Origin of the sequence: Sphingomonas sp., from assembly GCF_041661885.1 — a bacterium.
GTDB lineage: Bacteria > Pseudomonadota > Alphaproteobacteria > Sphingomonadales > Sphingomonadaceae > Sphingomonas.
In genome coordinates this window covers 195,195-221,078 of the sequence record NZ_JBAZTL010000001.1, presented here as the reverse complement: position 1 = coordinate 221,078, position 25,884 = coordinate 195,195, and the positions used below count along the sequence as shown (strand labels likewise).

22 protein-coding genes are annotated in these 25,884 nt (G+C 65.4%); 1 reads left to right on the top strand and 21 read right to left on the bottom strand.

All coding sequences use genetic code 11. The features are described from left to right. Positions 1–4 precede the first annotated feature (4 nt). Positions 5–1,456: a DUF1800 family protein gene (locus WC704_RS01065; protein WP_372888141.1), complete on the bottom strand. Its 1,452-nt coding sequence runs from the start codon at positions 1,454–1,456 to the stop codon at positions 5–7. Positions 1,457–1,672: 216 nt separating this feature from the next. On the opposite strand from WC704_RS01065, the gene WC704_RS01060 reads away from it, so the two are divergent. After that, complete coding sequence (locus WC704_RS01060) at positions 1,673–1,960, top strand: hypothetical protein (RefSeq protein WP_372888140.1); 288 nt, start codon at positions 1,673–1,675, stop codon at positions 1,958–1,960. 72 nt (positions 1,961–2,032) lie between these two features. On the opposite strand, the gene WC704_RS01055 is transcribed toward WC704_RS01060, so the two are convergent. The 20 genes from WC704_RS01055 to WC704_RS00960 form a co-directional block, all read right to left on the bottom strand. Then, positions 2,033–3,202: a deoxyguanosinetriphosphate triphosphohydrolase gene (locus WC704_RS01055; protein WP_372888139.1), complete on the bottom strand. Its 1,170-nt coding sequence runs from the start codon at positions 3,200–3,202 to the stop codon at positions 2,033–2,035. 16 nt (positions 3,203–3,218) lie between these two features. Then, positions 3,219–5,189, bottom strand: coding sequence for an SPOR domain-containing protein (locus tag WC704_RS01050; protein WP_372888138.1), 1,971 nt, complete (start codon positions 5,187–5,189; stop codon positions 3,219–3,221). A 118-nt stretch (positions 5,190–5,307) separates the two neighbouring features. Continuing rightward, positions 5,308–6,774: a cell division protein FtsZ gene (ftsZ, locus tag WC704_RS01045; protein WP_372888137.1), complete on the bottom strand. Its 1,467-nt coding sequence runs from the start codon at positions 6,772–6,774 to the stop codon at positions 5,308–5,310. A 113-nt stretch (positions 6,775–6,887) separates the two neighbouring features. After that, positions 6,888–8,150, bottom strand: coding sequence for a cell division protein FtsA (gene ftsA / locus WC704_RS01040; RefSeq protein WP_372888136.1), 1,263 nt, complete (start codon positions 8,148–8,150; stop codon positions 6,888–6,890). 33 nt (positions 8,151–8,183) lie between these two features. Beyond that, complete coding sequence (locus WC704_RS01035) at positions 8,184–9,146, bottom strand: cell division protein FtsQ/DivIB (RefSeq protein ID WP_372888135.1); 963 nt, start codon at positions 9,144–9,146, stop codon at positions 8,184–8,186. Then, a complete protein-coding gene (locus WC704_RS01030) occupies positions 9,143–10,072 on the bottom strand; it encodes a D-alanine--D-alanine ligase (RefSeq protein WP_372888134.1) in 930 nt (309 codons plus the stop codon). Before WC704_RS01030 ends, WC704_RS01035 begins: the two co-directional genes overlap by 4 nt. Before the next feature lie 166 nt (positions 10,073–10,238). Further along, positions 10,239–11,111: a UDP-N-acetylmuramate dehydrogenase gene (gene murB / locus WC704_RS01025; RefSeq protein ID WP_372888702.1), complete on the bottom strand. Its 873-nt coding sequence runs from the start codon at positions 11,109–11,111 to the stop codon at positions 10,239–10,241. 155 nt (positions 11,112–11,266) lie between these two features. Beyond that, the gene (gene murC, locus WC704_RS01020; protein ID WP_372888133.1) at positions 11,267–12,670 is read right to left on the bottom strand and encodes a UDP-N-acetylmuramate--L-alanine ligase; all 1,404 of its coding nucleotides are present in this window, start codon (positions 12,668–12,670) and stop codon (positions 11,267–11,269) included. Beyond that, complete coding sequence (gene murG, locus WC704_RS01015; protein ID WP_372888132.1) at positions 12,667–13,827, bottom strand: undecaprenyldiphospho-muramoylpentapeptide beta-N-acetylglucosaminyltransferase; 1,161 nt, start codon at positions 13,825–13,827, stop codon at positions 12,667–12,669. The genes murC and murG overlap by 4 nt, the downstream gene beginning before the upstream one ends. After that, positions 13,824–15,062: a putative peptidoglycan glycosyltransferase FtsW gene (locus tag WC704_RS01010; protein WP_372888131.1), complete on the bottom strand. Its 1,239-nt coding sequence runs from the start codon at positions 15,060–15,062 to the stop codon at positions 13,824–13,826. The genes murG and WC704_RS01010 overlap by 4 nt, the downstream gene beginning before the upstream one ends. Next, on the bottom strand, positions 15,059–16,480 hold the full coding sequence (gene murD / locus WC704_RS01005) for a UDP-N-acetylmuramoyl-L-alanine--D-glutamate ligase (RefSeq protein ID WP_372888130.1): 1,422 nt from the start codon (positions 16,478–16,480) through the stop codon (positions 15,059–15,061). The genes WC704_RS01010 and murD overlap by 4 nt, the downstream gene beginning before the upstream one ends. Further along, positions 16,477–17,547 carry a phospho-N-acetylmuramoyl-pentapeptide-transferase gene (gene mraY, locus WC704_RS01000; RefSeq protein ID WP_372888129.1) on the bottom strand — a complete coding sequence of 357 codons (1,071 nt, stop codon included), beginning with the start codon at positions 17,545–17,547 and terminating at the stop codon, positions 16,477–16,479. Before mraY ends, murD begins: the two co-directional genes overlap by 4 nt. Continuing rightward, positions 17,547–18,920: a UDP-N-acetylmuramoyl-tripeptide--D-alanyl-D-alanine ligase gene (murF, locus tag WC704_RS00995; RefSeq protein ID WP_372888128.1), complete on the bottom strand. Its 1,374-nt coding sequence runs from the start codon at positions 18,918–18,920 to the stop codon at positions 17,547–17,549. Before murF ends, mraY begins: the two co-directional genes overlap by 1 nt. Continuing rightward, a complete protein-coding gene (locus WC704_RS00990) occupies positions 18,917–20,332 on the bottom strand; it encodes a UDP-N-acetylmuramoyl-L-alanyl-D-glutamate--2,6-diaminopimelate ligase (protein ID WP_372888127.1) in 1,416 nt (471 codons plus the stop codon). Before WC704_RS00990 ends, murF begins: the two co-directional genes overlap by 4 nt. Positions 20,333–20,339: 7 nt before the next feature. Next, the gene (locus WC704_RS00985) at positions 20,340–22,070 is read right to left on the bottom strand and encodes a peptidoglycan D,D-transpeptidase FtsI family protein (protein WP_372888126.1); all 1,731 of its coding nucleotides are present in this window, start codon (positions 22,068–22,070) and stop codon (positions 20,340–20,342) included. Further along, positions 22,067–22,660, bottom strand: coding sequence for a hypothetical protein (locus WC704_RS00980; RefSeq protein ID WP_372888125.1), 594 nt, complete (start codon positions 22,658–22,660; stop codon positions 22,067–22,069). Before WC704_RS00980 ends, WC704_RS00985 begins: the two co-directional genes overlap by 4 nt. Beyond that, positions 22,660–23,619 (bottom strand): 16S rRNA (cytosine(1402)-N(4))-methyltransferase RsmH, encoded by a 960-nt coding sequence (gene rsmH, locus WC704_RS00975; RefSeq protein ID WP_372888124.1) that lies wholly within the window; start codon positions 23,617–23,619, stop codon positions 22,660–22,662. The genes WC704_RS00980 and rsmH overlap by 1 nt, the downstream gene beginning before the upstream one ends. Beyond that, positions 23,616–24,116, bottom strand: a complete 501-nt coding sequence (locus tag WC704_RS00970; protein ID WP_372888123.1) for a division/cell wall cluster transcriptional repressor MraZ — start codon at positions 24,114–24,116, stop codon at positions 23,616–23,618. Before WC704_RS00970 ends, rsmH begins: the two co-directional genes overlap by 4 nt. Positions 24,117–24,449: 333 nt before the next feature. Then, positions 24,450–24,758, bottom strand: coding sequence for a hypothetical protein (locus tag WC704_RS00965; RefSeq protein ID WP_372888122.1), 309 nt, complete (start codon positions 24,756–24,758; stop codon positions 24,450–24,452). A gap of 54 nt (positions 24,759–24,812) precedes the next feature. Then, positions 24,813–25,802: a cysteine synthase A gene (locus WC704_RS00960; RefSeq protein ID WP_372888701.1), complete on the bottom strand. Its 990-nt coding sequence runs from the start codon at positions 25,800–25,802 to the stop codon at positions 24,813–24,815. Positions 25,803–25,884 lie beyond the last annotated feature (82 nt).

Below are 25,884 nucleotides of genomic sequence, written 5' to 3'. Positions count from 1 at the left end.
GATCTTATCTCCGCATGAATTCAGGAGCGACGAGCAACAAGGCAAGCGCCTGTGCCGGGCTTTCGCAATTGGCGAGTGCCGTTTGCGTGGCGGGGCTTACCGACCCCGGCAATACTTTGGGGGCGAGCGCGCGCGCATCGACACTGCCTGCGCGCGCGGCAAAGCGTTCGGCGGCTTCGACCCGGCGCAACACCGCATCAGGCCCGGCCCAACTGGCGGCAATATCATCATAACCAACCGGTTGCCCCGGCTTCCACGTCGGCTGGCCAAGCTGATTGAGCAGCCCGACCATAACCTGGGGATCGACCGTTTTGACGTTCAAGGCGCGCATGGACGAGATCGTCCATTCCCACGGCGTCTTGAACTTGACCGGTTGCTCCACCCACGCCTCAGGCGAAGCGATCAACGCGCGATAGACCGTCGGCAGATCGCCCCCTGAGTTCAGGAACGCCGCCTGCAAGCGCGCGACCATCGCCGGGGGCGGCGTGTCGCCCGCAAAATGCCGCGCGAGCTTGGTGGCGATATGCGTTGCGGTCGCCGGGGAAATCGCAACATCGGACAGCACCGCCCGCGCCTGTTCGACCCCGCCCGCCGGATAGCGCTTGCCCATGATCGTCCGGTCGCCGGGTTCGTGCAACGGGACCGCAAACACGAAGTCCCCGGGCAAACCATCGGTGCCAGCCGCCGCCGCCCCTGGCCCGCGCCCGATCCCGGCGATGGTCCAGCCCGTCATCGCACGGGCGAATTCCGTCACGTCGGCCTGGGTATAACCGGTCCGCACGCCAAGCGTGTGCAATTCCAAAATCTCGCGCGCGAGGTTTTCGTTGAGGCCAACCTTGCGATTGCCCCGTGCGGCAATCCGCAGCCCGAGCGGCGAGTTTGGCCCTACCGACACCGCTTGATCGAGATACAGCAACATGGCCGGATGCTGTTCAACCGCAATCAACATATCGCGAAAGGTGCCGAGTACGTGAGGCCGGATCGCCTCGAATTCGAGCGTCCCCGACAGACCGATGACGGTCAGCTTGTCGGCGGACACCGCGAAATGGTTGGCCCAGAAATGCACCAGCCGTTCGATAAACGGCGTATCCGTCGTCAAAGCGTTGACGGCACGCGCACCAACCGCACCGGCATAATCACCGCGCCCGGTACGCTGCGCGAACTGCCGCGCCTGTCGCACCGCTTCGTCCTTGACCGGGGGCTCCGTGCCGGGTGCCATTATCGGAGGATTGGCCGGTGAAGCGCCAATTTGCGCCCGCAATGCGCGCTGTTGCCGAAAGTAATCCGCCAACTCCGCCGAAACCCCCGCGCTGGTCGGCGCACTCGCAATCCCGTCGGGCCGGGGATCGTATTTGGCGAATTGTCCGGTCAGCCAGCCGATCGGGTCGGTCGGCACCGGCTGATCGCCACGCGCGCCCAGGCCGAAACGGTTGAGGGCAACGCTTGCCTTTGTCATCGACTCTCGTCCCTTGCGATTCGCTGGAAACGCTTTGCACCGCACCTGTCGCAGGAATGTGCCCGATGCGGCCTTTGGCGTACGTTTATTGCAACTGGTCGCACGGTCTTTGCGCTTGGGCGCTTTGCTGCACTGCAATATAAAGTGCCCCAAGCAGGACATCCACCAGGAGGGGATGCGCGATCGGCCTTTGGCTCCCCGGTAAAAGGAACGATCATGTTCAAGACTCTCTTCGCCGCCACCGCCATGCTGGCCGTTGCCACGCCAGCCTTTGCCAACGACACCGCAGCGCGCACCTTCTCGCGCGATGGCGAAACCTACACCTACACAACCGTCAACAAGGGCAATTATGTCCTCATCAGCGGTCGCGCGGTTTCGGGTGGAACCTTCCAGCTCCGCGTGCGCGGTGACCATGTCAGCGGCGTTTCGCGCGGTGTCCCGGTTTCGTTTACGGTGCCCAATGCCCAGGCCAAGCTGACCAAGACCGAAGTCGCCTTCCGCTAAGGCACGGGCATTTCCTTCGTTTCGCCTCCCCGATACTGTCCGGGGAAGCGAAACGACGAAGCCGCGCGGACGTTAAAAGCCCTCGGGCAGGTCAATCGGTCCAACCGATGCGCGATAGCGGGCGATGGCATAGCGATCGGTCATTCCCGCAATGAAGTCGGCGATATGGCGGCTGCGCGCGGGTTCATCCTCGGGCATACGCTCCCGCCAATCCCCCGGCATTTGCGTCGGGTCGGCGTGATACAGCGCGAACAACCCCGCCACGATCCCTTCCGCCGCGCGCGCCGCCTGCAATTGGCGCGGGTGGTGGTAGAGGTTGGCATACATGAAGCGTTTCAGAAGGCGCTCGTCTTCGCGCATTTCCGGTGAAAATCCGACCAGGCACCGCCCCGCAGCGCGTACGTCCGCGATGCTGCCGATCCCCTGCAAGCGCGAACGGGTTTCGCCGATCAGATCGTTGACCATCGCGCCGATTTGCGACCGGATCAATTCGCCAATCAGGCGATGGTGCGCAACGCCGGGAAAGCGCGCCTGCACCTGCGCCCAGCCACGCGCCACCACCGGCACCTCCAGCAACTGCTCGAGCGTCAACAGACCCGCGCGCAATCCATCATCGATATCATGATTGTCATAAGCAATGTCGTCGGCAATCGCGGCGACTTGCGCCTCTAGGCTGGGCCAGCGCGCCAAATCGAGCGGGAAAGCGGCATCGCACTCGGCCAGTGCCCAGCCGGGCGCGGTGATCGGGCCATTGTGCTTGGCCAGCCCTTCCAGCGTTTCCCAGGTTAAATTCAGCCCGTCCCAGCGCGGATACGGGCTGTCGATCTTCATCAACGCGCGCAGCGTGTTGCCATTGTGATCGAACCCGCCCTGCCCGGCGAGCGCCGCTTCCAGCGCATCCTCCCCCGCATGGCCAAAGGGCGGATGTCCAATATCGTGCGCCAGGGCCAGCGCCTCGGTCAGATCTTCATTGAGCCCCAGCGCGCGCGCCACGGTTCGGGCGATTTGTGCAACCTCAAGGCTGTGGGTCAGCCGCACGCGGAAATGGTCGCCATCGGGGGCCATGAACACCTGCGTCTTGTGCCGCAGCCGTCGAAAACTGATCGAATGGATGATACGATCGCGGTCCCGCTGGAACGCATCGCGCGGGCCACGAAGGCCCGCATCGTCGGGCGTCCGTTCCTGATGGAGCCGACCGAAACTGCGCTCCGGGTGCGACGCCCACGGCGCGAGCGTCGTCATTGCGCCCCAACCCTCATCACTTCGCCGCCAATTTGGTGACCTTCTGGCCCGCTTCGCTGACGAACACGAACCCGGAAACACCGTCCTTGGCCAGGCCGTTGACAAAGCTCTGCGCCTCATCCTCCGATTTGAACGGCCCGGTCAGCAAACGGTTGGTCGCGCGCAGCGGCGTCGTCCAGCCTGATTTCCCGCCAAACGCCTTGGCCGATTTCGCGCGAATCTTGGCCCATTGCTTGGGCAAATCCCCCACATTCGCCCCACCGGCCACCTGCACCCACACGCGGGCGGGCTCCAGGAATTTGGGGTCTTTCTTCTTTTTCTCTTCGGCTGCCTTTTTGTCCGCCGCCAGCTTCTTCACCTCGGCCGCCTTTTTGTCCGCAGCGGCCTTTTTGTCGGCGAGCGCTTTCTTTTCGGCCGCGGCTTTCTTGTCGGCTAATTTCTTGTCCTCGGCTGCCCGGTCCGGCGCAGCCTCGACGGCTGGCTGCGGGGCCACGGACGCGCGTCGTGCGGCAGCGACTTCGGCGACCGGGGCGCTCGCCTGAGCTTCAAGTTCAGCGCCCGGCACCTTGATGTCGGAAATGATCGCCGCGAGAATCGATTCCTCGCTCCGCACCGGCGTTGGCGGCAAAGGCTGCACCGCTGCTGGTGGCGGTGCTTGTACGATAACAGGCGGTGCCGCCGGAACAGCGGTGGACACAGGCACCTTGCGATCCGCTTCGGTAGTGGGGGGAGCCGCGAAGCGCGCGACCTCCGGCGTCGGCACCACCGCCGCAGGGGGCGCTGGCCGCTGAGCGACCGACGGAGCCGGTGCTCGCACCGCATTGGCCGCTCCTGACGACGATGTTTGCGAAACCGGCGCGCGAGCGGACGCGACGTTGGCAGAAGCGGACGCTGTAGGAAGGATACCGGCGACACGCGACGTGGTCGCGGACGGCGGTAAAACAGCGATGTTGGATGCCAGCACGACCGGCGCGGCGACGGGCGCAGGGCTGTAAACCGGCGGGACAAGCGGCGGGGGCGGAGCCGGGGTCGTGACCGCCGCAATATCCACCCGTTCCTGATCCTTGCGCGATTTGCGGGCCTTGCGCCGTTCTTCGCGTGCATCCGCGACAACCAGCGGCTTGGCTACCCCCGCAACCGCCACCGGGCTCGGTGCTGTCGGATCAGGACCAAGTGCTGCCAACGGGGGAATCAGGCGGGCATCCGCCAACCGCTCTGCGCTGGGCCGCACCTCCCCGAAATGCACCGCAAACGCCCGATCGACCGGGCGCAGCGTGGGCAAAATTTCGAAGAATGGCTGCAACCCCTGCGCCATGCCTGCGGGCATCATGCTTGTGGCGATTGTCTCCGCGCCGGTCTTGTCCCCCGCCATCGCCAGGATGAAGGCGCGCGCGCGCCACGCCCCGCGATCGCTCTTGCGCAGCAACGAGTCGATTTGCGCCAGCGCCAGATCGCGCTTGCCGGAAATGCCGAGCGACAGCGCGTAGCGACGCTGCGTTTCATCATTGGCCCCCGCCTTCAACGCCAGGCGATAATCGCGTTGCGCGCGCTCCTGCTCTCCCACCAAATCGTAAGCAAGACCGCGATCGGCGGCAAAGCTGCGCGGATCGCCGCCCAATGCCTCGGCTTCGGCGAAATGACGAAGCGCATCGCCCGGACGTTCGGCAGCAACGAGCAACGCGCCCTCGCCTGCCTTTACGCGCGCGTTGCGCGGGTCGATGCGTTCGGCGCGCGCGAAGAAGGCCGCCGCTGCGGTATCGTCATCGAGCTTGAGCGCGAGTTCACCGGCCCGCACCAGGGCTTGCAGATCTTTGGGATCACTCGCCAGCGCGCGGATTTCGCTTGCGAGCAAATCCGCGTCCGAAAGGGGCTGTACGGTGTAGGGATAGGGCGCGGTCGGATACGGAGATGGTGCCCCGGTCTGCGCATGTGCCGCCGCCCCGCAAGCGGTCAGCGCGAGAATCGAACCGGCAAAACGAACGCGCATCTCATTTCCTAGAGCCGCTCACGCCGCAACCGGCAATGTCGCGAAGCGACCGAGTGCGGCAAAGCGACGCGCATCGGCGGCAGGCTGCGCGCTGCCCGCCGCCGATGCGTGCTTTCTCTTACTGGTTGTTCTGGCGGTGCAGAAAGCGCGGAATGTCGAGCGCATCCTTGTCTGCCGAAGGTTCCTCGTCACGCGCGGCACCGCGCGAGACGCTCGACATGCGTTCGAACAACGTACCGCCAAGCTTGACGCGCGGCGCCGGAGCGACCGGCTCCGGCGCTGCCGGTGTTTCTTCCGCAGCGGCGGCGCCAGGCGAGAGCCAGCGCCGACGCGTCGGCGCTTCGGTCGGCGTGTCGTCGGCTGCGGCGGCTGCGGCGGCTGGAACGTCGAAATCATCCCCGAAAGTCCGGATCGGTGCCGCAGGTTCCGGGACTACGGCGGCCTCGCTGCCCAACACCAACTCGTCGTTTGGCGAGGCAACCGGTTCGGGCTCGGCGACCACGGGTGCCGGTTCGGGCTCGACCGCAGGGGCTGCTACGGCTGCTATATCCTCGGTCTTTTTCGGGGCGGCGAAGCTGAACGCGCGCGACGCAGGCGCGGGAGCCGCAACAGGACGCGCCTCCGCCTCGATCCCGGTCGCGACGACCGAGACGCGAATCTTGCCTTCAAGCTCGGGATTGAACGCCGAACCCCAAATGATGTTCGCGTCTTCATCGACCAGCTCGCGAATGTGGTTCGCGGCTTCGTCGACTTCGAGCAGGCGCATATCGTCGCCGCCGGTGATCGAAACGATCACGCCCTTGGCCCCCTTCATCGACACCCCGTCGAGCAGCGGGTTGGCGATCGCCTTCGACGCCGCCTCGATCGCGCGATTGTCGCCCGAGGCTTCGCCCGTGCCCATCATCGCCTTGCCCATTTCCTGCATCACCGAACGCACGTCGGCGAAATCGAGGTTGATGAGGCCGGGCATGACCATCAGATCGGTGATACCGCGCACGCCCTGCTGGAGGACCTCGTCCGCCATCTGGAACGCTTCCTTGAAGGTGGTGTTCGCATTCGCCACCAGGAACAGGTTCTGGTTGGGGATGACGATCAGCGTATCGACATATTTCTGCAGTTCCTCGATGCCCGCTTCGGCGCTCTTCGCGCGACGCGTGCCTTCAAAGGCGAACGGCTTGGTCACCACGCCAACGGTCAGAATGCCCATGTCGCGCGCCGCCTTGGCGATGACCGGGGCAGCGCCCGTACCGGTGCCGCCACCCATGCCCGCCGCGATGAAGCACATATGCGCGCCTTCGAGCATCTTGGTGACTTGCTCGATTGTCTCTTCCGCCGCTGCACGACCGATTTCGGGGCGGCTGCCAGCACCCAGCCCTTGCGTGATCTTCGCGCCAAGCTGAATCTTGTGGCTGGCGGTCGATTGCTTCAGCGCCTGCGAGTCTGTGTTGGCGACAAGAAAATCGACGCCTTGCACATCGGCGCGCATCATGTTGGCAATGGCGTTGCCCCCCGCACCACCAACCCCGATCACCGCAATGCGCGGGCTGAGTTCGTCAACTTCGGGTGGCAAAAATTCGATGCTCATATCTGGTCTCCACCGTGCGCCCACACCCCGGCGCGAAAAATATAGGTTGACGCTGTTCTGCACCATCGGTTGCGGTCGTTCCAGCGCGAACAGCTAAATCCTGTCGTAATTCTTTAATAATTTGCCCGCGCCGCCGCCAGCAGGCGTCGAAACAGCGCGAATCCCTTTGGACGGTGCACCAACTGCTGCTTGCCGGACAACGCCCGCAGGTCGACCGGGTCCGCCGCCGCGTAGAAGGCCAGCCCCGCCAGCGTCGTGAATGCCGGGGTCGCATGTGCCTCCGGCAGGCCGGTCAGCCCGCGTGGACGCCCGATCCTGACCGAACGACCCAATGCCTGTTGCGCGTAATCGGCAATCCCTTTCAGCTCGGCGCCGCCGCCGGTCAGCACGACTTGCCGCCCGACCGGGCCTTCGAACTTCAGCTCGGCCAGCGCCTTGCCGACTTCGCCGATCAGATGATCGAGCCGTTGCCGGATGACCGCGATCAATTGCGCCTTGGTGATGCGCGCGCCGTCGCTGGCATCTTCCTCCGCCGAAATCGGCGCGACGTCGATCATTTCGTGATTGTCGCGCGGGGAGGCGTTGGCCGAGCCGTGGACGCACTTCATCCGCTCGGCCTGCGCGCGGCGCGTGCCGAAGGCGGAGGCGATGTCGTCGGTAATGTCCTGCGCGCCAATCGGGATCGACATCAGCCCGACCAGCATTCCGCCCGCGAACAGCGAAACGTTGGTGATCCCTGCCCCCAGTTCGACCAGGGCGACGCCTAGCTCGCGCTCTTCGTCGCTCAGGCACGCCATGCCCGTCGCCACTGGCGAGGCAATGATCGACTTCACTTCGAGATGCGCGTTGGCGACGCACAAACCAAGGTTGCGCACCGGCGATCCATCGGCGGCGACGACATGGATATGCACACCCAGCCGGTCGGCGTGGAGGCCAAGCGGGCGCTTTACACCGGTCAGCCCATCGAGCGTATAGAGCGCGGGCTGCGCGTGCAGCACCATCCGGCCCTGCGGATCGATCGAATCCCGCCCAGCCTGCAACAGCGCATCGATATCGGATTGCTCGACGCGGTGGCCGCCCAGTTCGAACTCGATCGAGGCGACATCGGACACCAGCCCGCCCGCCGAAAAGCTGACCCAGACATTCTCGATATTCGTGCCGGCAATGCGTTCGGCCTGCTCAACCGCCTCGCGCACCGCGACCTCGGTTGCGGCTGCGTCGGCGATATAGCCGCGTTTGACGCCCTTGCTCTCGCGCTGCCCGGTGCCGAGCACGATCAGCTCCCCGCCATCACCCTTCTGCGCGATCATCGCCGACACCTTGGAGGAGCCGATGTCGAGTGCGGTGATCAATCCTTCCGGTGCTGCCTTCGCCATTACGCCATACCCCTGTTGTCCGGCTTCGATACCCTATCCTTCACCGGCTGGCCCAGATTGTTTCGCTTCGATTCGCACCGGCTGCGTCACCGCCCCGGTTGCCCCCGCCACCGGAGCAGCAGGATCGGTAATCGCGCGGTTTGAAACCGTTCCCGGTTTACGCGCGACCAGCCGTGTCGGATCGCGCATGTCGAAGCCGAGCCAGCCCTTGCCGAGCAGCGGCTTGACGCCGTCAAGCTCGGCGAATTTGACCAAAGCCTTGCCCGCCGCGACATCGCCCTCGGGCAGCGCCAGCGTCTCGCCGGTCTCAAAGGTCAGCGTCCAGCGCCGGTTACCGACCCAGGTCGCCGCCTTTACTTGCCCACGTAAAGCCGGTGCCACGTCGAGCAACTGACGATAAGCGGGTTCCTGTTCATTGGCGTGCGCGCCGATGACGAGCGGCAAATCGGGCATCGCCTGCGGATCGACCGGTTCCAGCCACGTCCCGTTGGCTGCGATCAACGCGAGTTGCCCATCCTTCTGCCAGATTGCGCTCGGCTGGCGTTCGACGACATGTACGATCAACGTATCGGGCAAGCGCCGTGAAACATGCGCATCCTCGATCCAGCCGCTATGCGCGACCAGATCCTGCCGGATCTTTTCGAGGCTGACCAGCGGCATCGCCATTGACGGCTGGTTGGCCGCGATCTTGTAAATGACATTATGATCCATCCGGTTGAGCCCAGTGATCTGGATATTGGTGACGCGGAAGCCCGCTTCACCGATCGCCTCGCCCAGCGCCGAGCCGACTGCGCCCGGAACCCCGAAATAGGAGGCCGTCACCAGCCCGACCGCACCGATCATGCCCATGATCGTCCAGGTTGCGATGCGGCGCAGCGTCGCCTCGCTGAACGGCAACATCGCGATCACGCGGTCAATCGTCGAGACCTTGGGCGGGGGACGCCGCTTGGGTTGCACCGGGCGGCGCGCGGTGCCGCGCTTGATCGTGGCGCTCATGCCACCGCCCCCTTCAACGCCTCGTCGAGGAGCGTCTGGACGAGCGCCGGATAGGAAATGCCGCAATGCCGCGCCTGTTCGGGGAGCAAGCTGAGCGGGGTCATGCCCGGCTGGGTATTGACCTCGAGCAGGAACAGTCCATCGACACCCTGTTCGTCATCCCAGCGGAAATCCGAGCGCGACGCGCCCTTGCAGCCGAGCAGCCGGTGCGCATCAAGCGCGATGCGCTTGCACGCCGCCGCAATTTCGTCGGGCACGTCGGCGGGGAAGACATGTTCGGTCAGCCCGTCGGTATATTTGGCGTCGTAATCGTACCAGCCATTCTTTGGCTTGAGCTCGGTAACGCCCAGCGCTTGCGTGCCCAGCACCGCCGTGGTGAGTTCACGCCCGCGAATATAGGGTTCGGCGAGCAGTTCCTCGAATTCAGCCCACGGCCCCGGCGTGCTCCGTGCAATCGGGCTGCCGTAATTGCCTTCGTTGGTGACGATCGCGACGCCGACCGAGGAGCCTTCGTTGACCGGCTTCAGCACATAGGGGCGCGGCAGCGGGTCTGTGGTGTAGAGCGTTTCGCTCTTGACGATGCGCCCGCCCGGCATCGGAATCCCGGCGGGAACGAGCAGCAGCTTGGTCAATTGCTTGTCGATCGCGATGACCGAGGTGGCGAGGCCCGAATGGGTATATTTCAACCCCATCAGATCGAGCATTCCCTGCACCGAACCGTCCTCGCCCGGCGTGCCGTGCAGCGCGTTGAACACGATGTCGGGCTTCGCTTCGGCGAGCTTGACCGCGACGTCGCGCCCCATGTCGATCGCGGTGACACGGTGGCCGAGCGACTCCAGCGCCTTGACGACGTCAGCGCCCGTCATCAGCGATACTTCGCGCTCGGCCGACCAGCCACCCATCAGGACTGCGACGTGGAGGCTCATTGGAATCCTCCCCGTACCGGGGAGGGGGACCGTTTTGCCCCTTCCGGCAAAATGGTGGAGGGGGCGTGCAACGGGCGGAGCGCTCGTGGCGATCCCCCTCCACCATTCGCGTGAAGAACGCGAATGGTCCCCCTCCCCGTACCGGGGAGGATTGCAGAAACGCCCTTCACTTCACTTCCCCCACCCGCTGAATTTCCCACTCGAGGGTCACGCCTGAATGCGCCTTGACCCGCGCGCGCACCTCTTCGCCCAGCGCTTCGATCTCGGCGCTGGTCGCCGAACCGAGGTTCAGCAGGAAATTGCAATGCTTCTCGCTGACCTGCGCGTCGCCGATGCGCAAACCACGGCACCCGGCGGCATCGATCAGCGCCCACGCCTTTTCGCCCGGCGGGTTCTTGAAGGTCGAACCGCCCGTGCGGCTGCGCAGCGGCTGCGATTCCTCGCGCGCGGCGGCGATGCGGTCCATCTCGGCCTGGATGACAGCAGGGTCTTCGGCATGGCCACGGAAGGTGGCGCTGACCACGACACAACCTTCAGGCAAGGTCGAATGGCGATAGGTGTAGCCAAGCTGCTCGACCGTCAGCACCTGCCGCGCGCCTGATCGCAGCACGACCTCGCACTCGACCAGAATGTCCTTGGTCTCGCGGCCATAGGCCCCGCCATTCATGCGCACGAAGCCGCCGACGGTGCCGGGGATCGAGCGCAGGAATTCCACCCCGCCAATCCCGGCATCGCGCGCGGTGGACGACACGAGAATCCCGCTCGCCCCGCCGCCACAGCGCAGCGTGGTGGCATCGAGCCGTTCGACCGTGGCGAAGGGCTTGCCAAGGCGGATGACAACGCCGGGCACGCCACCGTCGCGCACGATCATGTTGGAGCCAAGGCCGAGTGCCATCACCGGGGTTGCCGGGTCGAGCGCGGCGAGGAAGGCGCTGAGGTCGGCGACATCCTTCGGTTCGAACAGCCATTGCGCCGCGCCGCCCGATTTGAACCAGACGAGCGGGGCGAGGGGGGCTGCGGAGGTGATGCGGCCTTCAATGACAAGATCCTCCCCGGCACGGGGAGGGGGACCCTGAGCATTTAGCGAAGGGTGGAGGGGGCTCGCCGCAGGAGAAGCGGTCGCGTGTGACACGCCCCCTCCACCAGCTTCGCTGGTCCCCCTCCCCGTTCCGGGGAGGATTGCGGGTGCAGCACTCACTTCGCCGCCTCGATGCCAGCCGCCAAGCCAACCGCCCACTTCGTAATATCCCCCGCGCCCAGGCACACCACCATGTCGCCGGGCTGCGCGACCTTGGCCAGCGCCTGCGCCAGCGCCGCCGCATCGGCAATCGTCGCCGCCGAGCGATGCCCGCGTCGCTTCAGCCCCTCGACCAGCGCTTCGGCATCGACGCCCGCGACCGGGGCCTCGCCCGCAGCATAAACCGGCGCGACGAACACCATATCGGCATCGTTGAACGCGCCCTGAAACTCTTCCATCAAATCACCGAGCCGCGAATAGCGATGCGGCTGCACCACCGCGATCACGCGGTTCTGCACGCCCTCGCGCGCCGCCGACAGCACGGCGCGGATTTCGACCGGGTGATGACCGTAATCGTCGATGATCGTGACGCCATTGGTCTCACCGACCTTGGTAAAGCGCCGCTTCACGCCGCCGAACTTCGCGAAACCCTGCTGGATCGTCGCATCATCGATGCCGAGTTCGAGCGCCACGCCAATCGCCGCCAGCGCGTTCTGCACATTGTGCCGCCCCGGCATCGGCAAATCGATGCCTTCGATCGAGCGCGTCGTGCCGTCGCGGTGGCGGATAATCACCTCGAAGCGGTTGCCGCCGGGCGTCGGCGTCACGTTGACGCCGCGCACGTCCGATTGCGCCGAGAAACCATAGGTCACCACGCGCCGGTCGCGCACGCGCGGGATGATGTTCTGCACTTCGGGATGATCGAGGCACAGCAACGCCGCGCCATAGAAAGGCACGTTCTCGACGAACTCGACGAACGCATCCTTCACCGCATCGAACGAGCCATAATGGTCAAGATGTTCGGGATCGATATTGGTGACGACCGCGATCGTACCGTCGAGCCGGAGGAAGCTGCCATCGCTCTCATCGGCCTCAACCACCATCCAGTCGCTCGCGCCGAGCCGTGCGTTCGAGCCATAGCTGTTGATTATCCCGCCGTTGATGACGGTGGGATCGACGCCCCCGGCATCGAGCAGCGCCGCGACCATGCTGGTCGTCGTGGTCTTGCCATGCGTACCCGCGACCGCGACGGTCGATTTCAGGCGCATCAGTTCGGCGAGCATTTCCGCGCGACGCACCACCGGAATGCGCCGCTCCAGCGCCGCTTCGACTTCGGGATTGCCGCGCTTGATCGCGGTCGAGGTGACGATCACCGCCGCATCGCCCAGATTTTCGGCACGGTGGCCGATCGCAACAGGGATACCCTTGGCGCGCAGCCCTTCCACGACATAGCCCTCGGCTACGTCAGACCCCTGCACGGCATAACCGAGATTCTTCATCACCTCGGCAATGCCCGACATGCCGATGCCGCCGATGCCGACGAAGTGGATCGTCCCGATGTCGGTTGCGACACCCTTCACGCAAAAGCCTCCCGTTCACCCATATTGACCACGCGTGGTGCGCCAATCGGCATGTCACCCGGCGTATCGCCCAAACTCTCAACCAGATCGGCAAGATCGCGCACCGCATCGGGCCGACCGCACGACCGCGCCCGCCCCGCCGCATTTTGCAACGCCGCCGGATCAAGCCCGAGCCGCTGCATCTGCTTGGCCAACTCAACCGGCGTGAAATTGCGCTGGTCGATCGTGCGCGCGCCGCCCGCCTGTGTCATTTCGCGCGCATTGGCGGTCTGATGGTCATCGGTCGCGGACGGCAACGGCACCAGGATCGCGGGCCGCCCTGCGCAAGTCAGTTCCGCCAACGTGGAAGCACCCGCGCGCGCGATCACCAGATGCGCCCAGGCGAGTTGCTCGGGCAAATCGGGCAGATAGGTCGCAAGATCGGCCGCAATCGACAATTCGGCATATTTGGCGCGGCACGCGTCGATATCCTCGATCCGCGCCTGATGCGTGACTTGCAGGCGACGGCGGAAGGCGACGGGCAGCAGCGACAGGCCATCGGGGACGACCTGGCTCAGCACGCTCGCACCCTGGCTGCCGCCGGTAACGAGCACGCGAAAGATGCTGTCCTCCTCCAGCAACGGATAGGGTTTGGAGCGCAGCGCCAGCACCGCATCGCGCACCGGGTTGCCGACCAGATGCGTCTTCGCGCGCAACTTGGGTGCCAGCCGCGCGATGTCTTCATAAGAGGTTGCGATCGCATCGACCTTGTTCGCGACCAGCCGGTTGACGCGACCGAGCACGGCATTCTGTTCATGCACCGCCGTCGGGATGCCCTGATTGAATGCCGCCAGCAGGGCGGGCAGCGCGGGGTAGCCGCCGAAACCGATCACCGCATCGGGCCGGAAGCTCTTGTAAAGCTCGATCGCCATCGCGCGGCCCTTCAGCATCGCCGACGCCGCCTTGATATAGCCGATCGGCCCGCCGCTCAGCCGTCCGGCGGGCAGGATGTGCGTCTGGATGCCCTCGAACAGGCCAGGAAAGCGCACCCCGCGCTCATCACTGATGAGTGCGACATAATGGCCGCGTTTGATAAGTTCGGCGGCGAGTGCTGCCGCCGGAACCATGTGCCCGCCGGTGCCGCCCGCTGCCAAAACGAAATGTCGTGCCGTACTCATACCCCGCTCCGATGCCCGCTGCCCCGCTGGGCGATGTATTTTGATCGCGTGACAAAAGGATTGCGCCGGGTGAACGCCAGCAGCAAGCCCATCCCGATCGACAAGGCGATCAGCGAGGATCCGCCATAACTGATAAAGGGCAAGGTCATGCCCTTGGATGGCGCAAGCCCGGTATTGACCGCCATCGAAATCAACGACTGTACGCCAAATTGCGTAGCGAGCCCTGCCGCCGCGAACAGGCGAAATTCGTCCTCCTCATCCAGCAGCTTGACGAACACCCGCACCACGATCGCCAAAAACAGCAACGCGATCACCATGCACGCGAGCAGCCCGAACTCCTCACCAATCACCGAGAAGATGTAATCGGTATGCCCCTCGGGCAGACGGAACTTCATCGATCCACCACCCGGCCCGGTGCCGCGCCAGCCCCCGGCGGTGATCGTGTCATGCGCGGCATTGGTCTGGAAATGGTCGGCGGCCCCCACCCCTTCCGTCCCCGGAAACAGGAAGGCGTTGATGCGCGCGCGCGCCGTGCCATAAAACAGATAGGCTGCGGCCAGCCCGGCGGGCACTGCGGCGATAAACCCGATCATGACCTTTGGCGGCGTGCCGGAGATTAACAGCAACGCCATCCACACCGCGCAAAACACCACCGTCTGCCCGAAATCGGGCTGCAGCATCAGCAGCAACGCAACCAGGGCGGTCATCGCGCCAGTGATGAACACGACGGGCAAGGCCTCATCCTGCGCGCGCATCGACAAGAGCCACGCGACCGTCACGATGAAGAACGGCTTCAGAAACTCCGATGGCTGAAGCAAGGACACGCCAAAATTGAGCCAGCGCGTCGCGCCGTTCTTCTCCACGCCGATCACCGGCACCAGCATCAGCAACACCAGACAGGCAATCGTCCCGATCAACGCCATCCGCCGCGCAATCGCCACCGGCAGCATCGATACGACCAGCAACACCGGCAACGACACGCAAACCCAGGCAAGCTGCCACCACAGATAGAAAAGCGGCGGTACGTGGTGCTTGTCGTCCGAATAGCGCGTCGCCGCCGCGGGCGAGGCTGCGCCAACCGCGACCAGCCCGACCGCGATCAGCAGCAGCGTCAACAATAGCAGCACCCGGTCAATATCCCAGAACCACATGCCGAGCGCCGAGCGGTCGCCGCGACCACCGCGCCCCTTCATGCCCCGCCACAATTTGGGCGCGGGTTGGCGCGCCTCGTTCATGCCAGTTGCGCCACGGCGCGGCGAAACTGCTCGCCACGATCCTCGAAATCGCGAAACTGATCGAACGATGCGCACGCCGGCGACAACAACACCGAGTCACCAGGCTGCGCGCCTCGCGCGGCAGCGGCGACGGCGGTGGCGAGATCGCCGCTTTGCTCGACCGGCACCCGACCTTGCAGTATCTCGGCGAAACGCGGGCCTGCTTGCCCGATGGTATAAGCGCGCACCACATGCCCGAAGTGCGGCGCGCACGCGTCGAGATCGTCGGCCTTGGCCTTGCCGCCGAGAATCCAGTGAATCCGCCCGAACGCGGCCAGCGCGGGGGCGGTCGATTCGGGGTTGGTCGCCTTGCTGTCGTTGACATAGCTAACCCCGCGCAGGACGCGGACGCGTTCCATGCGGTGCGCCAATCCGACAAAGCTTTGCAGGGCGGCATCGATCGCGGCTTCGGGCACGCCAAGCGCCTGCGCCACCGCAATCGCGGCCAGCGCATTCTGTGCATTGTGCGGGCCCTGCAGCGACGGCCAACGCGACTGATCCATGCACACGCCGGGGGCGATCTTGGTCAAATGCTCACCGCGCGCCGACAGGCCGCGCGCGATTTGCGCCGAGGGCGTATCGCCAATCCCGATGATCGCCGCGTGCGCCGCGGACTGCATCGCGAACAGACGCGCCTTGGAGGCGGCATAAGCGTCGAAGCCGTCATAGCGATCAAGATGATCGGGGGTGATGTTGAGCAACACCGCAACATCGCAGTCGAGGTTCTGCGTCAGGTCGATCTGATAGCTGGACAGTTCCAGCACATAGACACCCCCTTCGGGCAGCGGCGCCTGCTCCAGAATCGGCAAGCCGATATTGCCACCCAGCCGCGACGGGACCCCTGCCGTTTGCAGGATGTGATCGATCAGCGAAACCGTCGTCGATTTGCCGTTGGTGCCGGTGACGCCCACCACCTTGTGCGGCGGCAGTGCAGGCCGGGCCTGCGCAAACAGCTCGATATCGCCGATGATCGACACCCCCGCCGCGCGCGCCGTGGCCGCCACCGGGTGACGGTTGAGCGGCACGCCGGGCGACACGACGAGCGCGTCGAAACCGGCGAGATCGATCGTTTCGGGATCGGCGAAGGTCAAATCCTCCCCGGCACGGGGAGGGGGACCCTTCACCTCTTCCGGTGAAGGGTGGAGGGGGGCCTCAGCGAGCGGCGCGCTGTGCGGCGCGCCCCCTCCACCACCAGCCTGAAGGAGGCTGGCGGTCCCCCTCCCCGTGCCGGGGAGGATCTGATTTCGCCGCGTCGCGTCCGAATCCCATGCCGTCACCGCCGCACCGCCAGCCAGCAGCGCGCGCACGGTCGCGGCACCAGAGCGCGCAAGCCCCAGCACAGCGTAACTCTTGCCGCGCCAGAGGGGCGATACGATCACCGGAGCTTCAACGTTGCCAACCCCGCCAGCGCGAGCACGAGCGCGATGATCCAGAAGCGGATCACCACGGTTGGCTCGCTCCAGCCGAGTTGCTCGAAATGGTGGTGGATCGGCGCCATCTTGAATACACGGCGACCGGTGCGCTTGTAGAAAAACACCTGGATGATGACGCTCATCGCTTCGATCACGAACAGCCCGCCGATGATACCCAGCACGATTTCATGATGCGCCACCACCGCGATCGCGCCAAGCGCGCCGCCGAGGGCTAGACTGCCGGTATCGCCCATGAACACCGCCGCTGGCGGCGCGTTGAACCAGAGGAATGCCAGCCCCGCCCCGACAATGGCGCCGCAGAAAATGGCGAGGTCACCGGCGTGCGGCACGTGCGGAATGCCGAGATAGGCGGCAAATTTGGCGTTACCCGCCAGATACACGATCAGCATGAACGCGACGGCGGCGATGATGACCGGCATCGTCGCCAGACCGTCGAGCCCGTCGGTCAAATTCACCGCATTGCCGAACGCCACGATGGTAAAGGCAGCGAAGACGATGTAGAAATAACCCAGCTCGATCACCGGCCCGCTGTAAAACGGCAGGTACAGATGCGTGCCATTTTCATGCACGATCATCGTCGCGGCGATGCCGGCGATGGCAAATTCGCACACCAGCCGCAGCCGTCCGGAAACGCCCGCCGTGCTCGCCTTGCGCACCTTGTCATAATCATCGAGGAAACCGATCGCGGCGAAGCCCAGCGTCACGAAGGTGCAGGCCCAGACGAACGGGTTGGACAAATCCATCCACAACAGGATCGAAAACACCATTGAGGTCAGGATCATCAGCCCGCCCATCGTCGGCGTGCCGCGCTTGGCGAGGTGCGTTTGCGGGCCGTCGGTGCGGATCGGCTGCCCCTTGCCCTGGCGCACGCGCAGCCAGCCAATGAAACGCGGGCCGATCAACAGCCCCAGGAACAGCGACGTCGCCACAGCCCCCCCGGTGCGGAACGACAGATAGCGAAACAGGTTCAGCACGCTCGGGAAGCCGAGATAGGCGGCGATGAAATAGAGCATTAGTGTTCCCCGCTCCGCAGGCCAGCGACAACCGCCGCCAACCCCACGCCGTTCGATCCCTTGATGAGCACCGCATCGCCCGGTGCCAGCATCGTAGACAGGCTGGCGCGCGCCGCAGCGGCGTCGGCGACATGGACGAAATCGCCCTTGCCCTCAAGCGCGTTCATCAACGGGCGCGACCGTTCACCGACCAGAATGCCCGCTTCGACGCCCGCCGCCAGTACCGGTTCGGCGAGACCCGCATGATAGGCATCGCTGCCGTCGCCGAGCTCGCGCATTTCGCCCAGCACGACGATTTTGCGCTTGGCCGGTTCCGCCGCAAGCACCGCGAGTGTCGCGCGCATCGAGGATGGGTTGGCGTTGTAGCTTTCGTCGATCACCAGCGCCTGCCCGTCGCCCACAGCGACGGTAAAACGCGCGCCGCGCCCGGCCAGACCGCCCAGTTCGGCCAGCGCCAGCCCTGCCAAAGCGAGATCGCCGCCCACCGCATCCACCGCCGCCAGCACGGCCAGGCTGTTGGACACCCAATGCTGCCCCGGCTGGCTGATCGTGAAGCTCAGTTCGCGTGGCCCCACCACCGCAGTGACGAAGGTGCCGCCGCTTTCGGTGCGCATCGTCTCGATCGCGCGGACGTCTGCCCCCTTGTCGAGCCCGAAGGTCACAATCCGCGCGGCGTAAGGCGTGGCGGCGGCGATCAGACAATCGCGGTGCGGACTGTCATACGGGACGATCGCCACCCCGCCCGGCTCCAGCCCGGCGAAAATCTCGCCCTTGGCATCGGCGATGGCCGCTTCGTCGCGGAAGAATTCGGTGTGGGCGGGGGCAATGGTGGTGATGATCGCAACGTGCGGGCGCACCAACGTCGTCAAATGCGCCAGTTCGCCCGCATGGTTCATGCCCATTTCGAACACGCCGAAGCGCGTTTCGGCGGGCATCCGCGCGAGGCTCAGCGGCACGCCGGTGTGATTGTTGTAGCTCTTGACCGAACGGTGCGTGCGCGCCCGCGCACTCCGCTCCAGCGCAGCGTACAGCGCCTCCTTGGTGCCGGTCTTGCCGACCGACCCGGTGACACCGATGATTTTCGCCGCCGTGCGCGCGCGCGCGGCGCGGGCGAGGTTCTCCAGCGCGGCCATCGTATCGGGGACGAGCACATGCGGGTGCGCGCTCGGTCGTGACACCAACGCCCCCGCCGCGCCGCGCGCAAACGCCTGGTCGAGAAAGCGATGCCCGTCGGTCGCAGCGCCGGTCATCGCCACGAACAGGTCGCCGGGTCCGACTTCGCGCGAATCGAAGGTCACGCCGGTGGTGGTGAAATCACCCGACGCGGTGCCGCCGGTGGCGGCAGCGATCGCAGCGGAAGTCCAGAGACTCACGCAGCCATCTCCCGCGCGACGCTGACATCGTCGAACGGCAGCACCAGATCCCCGACGATCTGCCCCTGCTCATGCCCCTTGCCTGCGATCAGCACGATGTCCTGCGGCCCGGCCATGCTGATCGCCGCGCCGATCGCATCCCGGCGCGACCCGATTTCGGTCGCATCCGGCGCGCCCGCCAGCACCATCGCGCGGATCGTAGCCGGATCTTCCGAACGCGGATTGTCGTCGGTCACGATAACATGGTCGGCCATCGCCGCCGCAATGCGCCCCATTTCGATGCGCTTGCCCTGGTCACGATCGCCGCCCGCGCCAATCACCACGATCAGTCGCCCGCCTGCATGGGGCTTGAGCGCCGAAATCGCCGCTTCGAGCGCGTCGGGGGTATGCGCATAATCGACATAGACCGGTGCCCCCTTAGCCGCGATCACCGCGCGCTCCAGCCGCCCGCGCACCGGCTGCAACCGGGCGAGCGCGGCGATTGTTGTGGCGATGTACCCACCGCACGCAATCACCAGCCCAGCCGATGTCAGCGCATTGGCCGCCTGATACGCCCCGATCAGCGGCAGCGTGACCTTATACGTCTTGCCCTCCGCCTCGATCACCAGCCCCTGCCCCAGCAAAGTCGGATCGCGCCCGACCAGTTTAAGCGTTTCCCCCGCCGTGCCGACCGAGAGCACACGAAGACCGCGCGCCCGCGCCACCTCGGCGACGCGCGCCGAGGCGGGATCGTCAGCCCACACCACCGCCGTGCCATCACCTTCCAGGACTTCGCTGAACAGCCGCAGCTTGGCGTCCAGATACGCCGCCATCGTGCCGTGATAATCGAGATGATCGCGGCTGAGATTGGTGAACGCCGCCGCGCGGACGGCCAGCCCTTCGGTGCGATATTGCGACAAACCGTGGCTCGACGCCTCGAACGCGACATGGCTGACGCCTTCGCGCTTCAGCCCGGCGACGTTGGACAGGAAGGTGACGATGTCGGGCGTGGTCAGCCCGGTCGAGACGCGGTCATCGGCGGTGGTGACGCCAAGCGTGCCGATCGAGGCGGCGTGGAACCCCGCCATCCGCCACACTTGCCGCACCATCTCGACCGTCGAGGTCTTGCCATTCGTCCCGGTAACCGCAACCGCAACCTCCGGGAAGGGCGCGAAGAACCGCGCGGCGAGCTGCGCGAATTTGCGGCGCGGGTTCGCATCGGCGATGTGAAGCGCGCCGACGACCTGGGCCTCGGGACGCGCCACCACCGCAATCGCGCCGCCCGCGACGGCGGCTGCGATATAGTCTTCGCCATTGACGACCGCGCCCTGGAACGCGCCGAACACGACGCCCGGTGCTACCTTGCGATGATCGATGGCGAAACCGGTGACGGTAGCGCTCTCGTCCCCGCCGGTCAGCGCTGCCAATTTCATGAAACCCTCATTCCGCGTTCTTGCGATCGCCCGGTGCATGCCACAGCAACGGCGTCAAATCCGCTACATCTACGTCGCGGTGCGCATCCGGCATCACCCCCAGCATCGCCCCGGTCCGCGAAATTACGCGGCTGACGACCGGCGCAACCGTCCAGGCGGCGGTGGTGAGGCCATAGGATTCGGCATTGCCGATCGGCGAATCGAGCATGGCGACCACCACATAACGCGGTGCATCCATCGGGAAAGCCGCCGCGAAGGTGGAAACGTTGGTGTGCTTGGAATAACCGCCCGCGCCCGCCACTTCGGCGGTGCCGGTCTTGCCGCCGACACGGTAACCCGGTGCCTCGGCCTTCTTGCCCGTGCCCATCAACACCACCAGCCGCAACAATTGCCGCATCCGCGCGCTCGTCGCCTCGGACAGCACGCGCCGCCCGGCGGGGGCTTGCCCAGGCGCCACCTTCAGCAACGTCGTCGGGCGCATAATTCCGCCGTTGACCAAGGTCGCATAGGCATTGGCAAGGTGCAACGGCGTTACCGCGATGCCGTGGCCATAGGCCGTGGTCATCAACGTGGTACGCCCCCAATATTGCGGCCAGATCGGCCCGGCGCGCTCGCGCAGTTCGATCGCCGGACGTTCCCCGAAGCCGAGCTTGGTGAACATCGCGGTCAATTTGTCCTTGCCCATTTCCTCGGCAATGCGCGCGGTGGCGATGTTGGACGAATAGATCAGCGTTTCGGGGATGTTGAGCCAGCGCTTCTGTTCATCGCCGCGATCGTCGTGGATGGTGAAGCCGCCGACCTTCAACGGCACCGTCGCATCGAACCGGCGCGCCATCGAGGTGACCGTGCCCGTCTCGATCGCCGCCGCCATCGTGATCGGCTTGAAGGTCGATCCCAGTTCGTACACGCTTTGCGTCACGTTGTTGCGCAGCGCGTCGTTGCTGGTGCCGGTCAGCTTGTTGGGGTTGTACACCGGCAGCGAGACCATCGCGATCACTTCACCGGTATGGACGTCGAGCACCACACCGGTTGCACTCTTCGCCTTGAACGAAACCATTGCCCGGCCAAGCTCGCTCTCCATCGCGGTCTGCACGCGCGCGTCGATCGACAGTGCGATCGGCTCGCCGCGATGGCCTGGGTCGCTCAGGCGTGCATCGAAGGCGCGCTCGATCCCGGCGCGGCCCATGATCTTGGGGTCGGTCGCGGTCGGCCCGATATAGCCGAGTGCGTGCGCCGCCATTGTCGATTGCGGATACAGCCGCTCTGGCTCGCGCGCGAACACGATGCCGGGCTCGCCCAGCGCATGAATCTGGTTCACCATCGCAGGCGAGGCGTGCTTTTCCAGATAGGTGAACTTGCCCTTCATGGTCAGCCGCTGGAAATACCAGGCCGGATCATGCCCCGGAATCGCCGCTGCCAACTTTTCGGCCAACGCCTGGCGATCGCCCAGCAATTCGGCGGGCCGCACGCCAATCGTCCATGCCTCGATCGTGCGCGCGAGCGGCTGGCCATTGCGATCGAGAATGTCACCGCGCACCATCGGGTTGGCGGTGAGCGTCGCCGCGCCGGCCGGGGACCCCAGCAAACCCAGCAGCGCAATCCGCACGATCACCAACAGGAAGCCTGCGCCGATCAGCAGCATCAGCATCATCAACCGCACATGCGCAACCGCGACCAGCGCATGGCGTTGATCGCTCGATCGCCGGGTCGGGAGGGGGCGCGCGACGAGCGTACTCATCGCGCCGACCGGCTTTCCGCTCGAGCGCCGCTGCGCAAATCCCCGATCATGCTATCGTCCAGCAAGGCCCGGTCGAGCATCGCAACCGTAGCACGCGGCCTGGGTGGGGCGGCTGCCGCCATCGCCGCGCGCGGCGGCTGAGCCTCGCGCGGGGGCACCGCCCCCGCCTCCCGCGATGCCGGCGCTGCGGAGGGAGCCGTTTGTGCAGCAGCAGGCTGCTGGCTGGTCATCGCCGTTACGGGTGCTGCGGCAACAAACGACGCCATCTGCACGGCGGGCGTGCCGGGTACAGGGGCGCTGCCCGGTTCGATCGAAGCGAGCGCGGCTTCGTCCTGCACGAACTGCCCCTCGGCCGGCGCGACCAGACCGAGCGTCTCGGCATTCCATTTATCGAGCTGTGCGAGATTGGCGCGGGTGTCGAATTCGGTCTCCAGCGCGCGAATGTCACGCCGCGCGCGTTCGATCTCGCTCGCGGTGCGATCGAGCTTCTTGCGCTCGGCTGCCACCTGCAACGGCACCAGCAAAAAGCCGAGCGCCACCGCAACGCCGGCCAGGAACCATCCGAGACTCTTCCACGCCAGCCCCAGCATTATACCAATCCCTCTGTTCCAGGTGTTTCCGGCCACGCCGCCGCGCCGGTACGCCGTGCAGTGCGCAAGGTGGCCGACCGCGCACGCGGGTTGCGCGCGATCTCGTCTTCGCTGGCGCGAACCCCGCGCCCGACCTGCTCGAAGCTCGGCGCATGTTTCGCCGCCACTTCGGGCAAATGCCGTGATCCCGATGGCAAACCGCCCGAGCGTTCACGCAGGAAGCGCTTGACCATGCGGTCCTCAAGGCTGTGGAAGGTCACCACCGCCAGCCGTCCACCGGGGGCGAGCACCCGCTCCGCCGCCGCCAACCCGTCGGCCAGCTCGCCCAGCTCGCGATTGATGTGGATGCGGATCGCCTGAAAGGTCCGCGTCGCCGGATCCTTCTTGTCATGCGGTTTGTGGCCAAGCGCACGGCGCACGACATGCGCCAGCTCGCTCGTCCGCATGATCGGCCGCGCGGCGACAATCGCGCGCGCCACCCGCTTGGCGCGCGGCTCCTCGCCATAGGTCTTGAGCACATCGGCGATCCGGCTTTCGTCGGCTTCGTTGACGAAGTCGGCGGCGCTTTCTCCTTCCTGGCTCATGCGCATGTCGAGCGGGCCGTCCGACTGGAAACTGAACCCGCGCTCGGCCTGATCGAGCTGCATCGACGACACGCCGATATCCATCGTCACGCCCTGCACCGGCACGACGTCGCGCGCGGTCAATTCGGCATCCAGCGCGGAAAAAGTGGCGGGGACGAGCGTCAACGCACCACCTGCATCGCGCACCGCCGCCTCGCCCGCCGCAATCGCATCCGGGTCGCGATCGAAGGCGAACACCCGCGCGCCACGCGCCAGCATCGCCCGGGTATAGCCGCCCGCGCCGAAGGTCGCGTCGACATGCACCTCGCCGGATGCAATGGCGAGCGCATCGACCACTTCCTCCAGCAGCACGGGAATGTGCGGGGCGTCGCTCACAATGCGATCCCCTTCACCTTGCAGTGATAGCGGCACGCCGCCTGCATCGCCGGATCGACATCCACCGCATCGACCAGCGTCTTGGGGTCCCAGATTTCGATCCAGTCGAACGTGCCCCAGAAAAAGGCATTCTCGCCGATATTGGCGTAATCGCGCGGGAAGCCGGGCATGATGAAGCGGCCCGAGCCATCGAACGGCACGGGCTCGCCGCTCGCGCCACGGCGCTTCAGATTGTAATTGGGTTCGCCCAGTTCATTGAGCTGACGCGCCTGGATCGCCTCGATCTCGGTCTTCAGGATTTTGACGTAAGCAGGATCATAGGCGCGCAGGCATTTTTGCTGCGGATGGACGCCGACGATGACGGTGCCGCCATCCTTGCCATCGCTGCGCGGGCTGTTCGCCGCCAACGCCTGCCTGAGCGAGACGGGAATCGCGACTCGGCCCTTGTCATCGACAAGACCGAGACCGTCTCCCTGATATTCGCTCCGATCGTCCACGCTTTCCCCGCACGCAGCGGGCAAGCCTCCTCCATGCCCAGAATCGCGGGATCGCGACGCCAGGTGCCCGCATGTTCAGCGCATCGTGCGCAGGCGAGATGAGTCTGCCCCTGATGAAGCAGAAGTAACACGGGGCAAGCCGGGGATACAAGGGGAAAGGCGGGGATTTGAGGGGATAACCCCTCAATCGCTTCGATTCTCCGGGGATTTTTCGCGTGTCATATCAGCTTGTTCCCGGTGCGTTCGCGTATAGAGCGGGGATCTTTGGGGAATTTGGGGGTACGATGAGCGGTAGCGGGGCGTTTTCCCCGAAAATCCCCGGCCACATGGCGATCATCGCGCGGGCGTTGCAGCCGACTTGGAAGGCGCGACGTCATTCTGGTTGCTGGCTTGGGTCACCGCGCTCGGCGCGACGCCCAACTCGGCCAGTGGCTCCTTTGCGGGATCGACCATATTCCCGGATACCATAGTGGCAACGACATCGGGACGCGCACTACCGATCGCGGCGACTTGCCGGTCGCGGCTGATGGTGGCGAAGATGGCCGCAGCCAGCCCAATCAGCAGGAAAACGGCCGCAAGGCCGATCATCCCGACCTTGGCACGCTGCATCGTCTGCGCTGGGTCTTGTGCGATAATTTTCATAGGTTGTGGCATAAATGTAACGCATTAACGTTCGCTTGTCGATGCCAGCAAAAATCAGCCCCTGAGCCAGGGTGGTACAGCCAGCCCTTTTGCCTCCAGCCAGGCCCGATTGTAGAGCGTTGAGAGATAGCGAAAACCGGTGTCACACAGGATGGTCGCAACCCGGCTGCCCGGCCCGAGCTGGCGCGCGAGGCGCACGGCACCCGCGACATTGATGCCCGACGACAGGCCCAGGCAGAGCCCCTCTTCCGCGAGGAGTCGCGTAACCCATTCCATCCCCTCCGCATCCGAAATGCGGAATTGCGTATCAATCGGCGCACCTTCCAGATTGGCGGTGATTCGCCCCTGCCCGATCCCTTCGGCGACCGACGAGCCTTCGGCCTTCAACTCGCCATGCGCGTAATATTCATAAAGCGCCGCACCGTGTGGGTCGCTGAGCGCAATGCAGACCCCCTCATCCTTGGCCTTCAGCCCCATGCCCACGCCGGCAATCGTGCCGCCGGTGCCCGCCGCGCAGGTGAAACCATCGATTCGCCCGTCCATCTGCGCCCAGATTTCCTCGGCCGTGCCGACGATATGGGCACGACGATTGGCGATATTGTCGAACTGGTTGGCCCACACCGCATTCGCCGTTTCCTCGGCAATGCGGCGCGATGTGTGGACGAAATGCGCCGGGTTTGAATAGGACGCGGCGGGCACCAGCACGAGTTCGGCCCCGAGCGCGCGCAGCGTGTCCATCTTTTCGCGGCTTTGCGTCTCGGGCATCACGATGATCGTGCGATATCCCTTGGCATTGGCGACCAGCGCCAGCCCGATACCGGTATTGCCGGCCGTCCCCTCGACAAAACACCCGCCGGGTTCGATCTGTCCCCGCGCTTCCGCATCCTCGACGATGCCCAGCGCCGCGCGATCCTTTACCGATGCGCCGGGGTTGGCAAATTCGCATTTGCCGTAAATCTCCGCCCCGGCCGCTTCGCTTGGTCCCTTGAGCAGGACAAGCGGGGTGTTGCCGATGAGCGCGAGCGAGTTGGGCGTGGTGTGCATCCCCCCGAAATGCCGCGTGTCGCGCGTTGGGGCAAGCGAGCGTTGCTTGGGCGCGCTCAAGCGTGGATGTTCGGCCCGCGTC

Excerpts from the sequence above, each read along its gene's own strand:
- WC704_RS01060 (WP_372888140.1), top strand. The coding sequence starts at position 1,673 with ATGTTCAAGACTCTCTTCGCCGCCACCGCCATGCTGGCCGTTGCCACG.
- WC704_RS00980 (WP_372888125.1), bottom strand. The coding sequence starts at position 22,660 with ATGCTGGGGCTGGCGTGGAAGAGTCTCGGATGGTTCCTGGCCGGCGTT.
- WC704_RS01050 (WP_372888138.1), bottom strand. The coding sequence starts at position 5,189 with ATGCGCGTTCGTTTTGCCGGTTCGATTCTCGCGCTGACCGCTTGCGGG.
- ftsZ (WP_372888137.1), bottom strand. The coding sequence starts at position 6,774 with ATGAGCATCGAATTTTTGCCACCCGAAGTTGACGAACTCAGCCCGCGC.
- WC704_RS01035 (WP_372888135.1), bottom strand. The coding sequence starts at position 9,146 with ATGAGCGCCACGATCAAGCGCGGCACCGCGCGCCGCCCGGTGCAACCC.
- WC704_RS01065 (WP_372888141.1), bottom strand. The coding sequence starts at position 1,456 with ATGACAAAGGCAAGCGTTGCCCTCAACCGTTTCGGCCTGGGCGCGCGT.
- WC704_RS01055 (WP_372888139.1), bottom strand. The coding sequence starts at position 3,202 with ATGACGACGCTCGCGCCGTGGGCGTCGCACCCGGAGCGCAGTTTCGGT.
- WC704_RS01010 (WP_372888131.1), bottom strand. The coding sequence starts at position 15,062 with ATGAACGAGGCGCGCCAACCCGCGCCCAAATTGTGGCGGGGCATGAAG.
- WC704_RS00965 (WP_372888122.1), bottom strand. The coding sequence starts at position 24,758 with ATGAAAATTATCGCACAAGACCCAGCGCAGACGATGCAGCGTGCCAAG.
- WC704_RS00985 (WP_372888126.1), bottom strand. The coding sequence starts at position 22,070 with ATGAGTACGCTCGTCGCGCGCCCCCTCCCGACCCGGCGATCGAGCGAT.
- ftsA (WP_372888136.1), bottom strand. The coding sequence starts at position 8,150 with ATGGCGAAGGCAGCACCGGAAGGATTGATCACCGCACTCGACATCGGC.
- WC704_RS01030 (WP_372888134.1), bottom strand. The coding sequence starts at position 10,072 with ATGAGCCTCCACGTCGCAGTCCTGATGGGTGGCTGGTCGGCCGAGCGC.
- WC704_RS00990 (WP_372888127.1), bottom strand. The coding sequence starts at position 20,332 with ATGAAATTGGCAGCGCTGACCGGCGGGGACGAGAGCGCTACCGTCACC.
- murG (WP_372888132.1), bottom strand. The coding sequence starts at position 13,827 with ATGAGTACGGCACGACATTTCGTTTTGGCAGCGGGCGGCACCGGCGGG.
- mraY (WP_372888129.1), bottom strand. The coding sequence starts at position 17,547 with ATGCTCTATTTCATCGCCGCCTATCTCGGCTTCCCGAGCGTGCTGAAC.
- WC704_RS00960 (WP_372888701.1), bottom strand. The coding sequence starts at position 25,802 with ATGCACACCACGCCCAACTCGCTCGCGCTCATCGGCAACACCCCGCTT.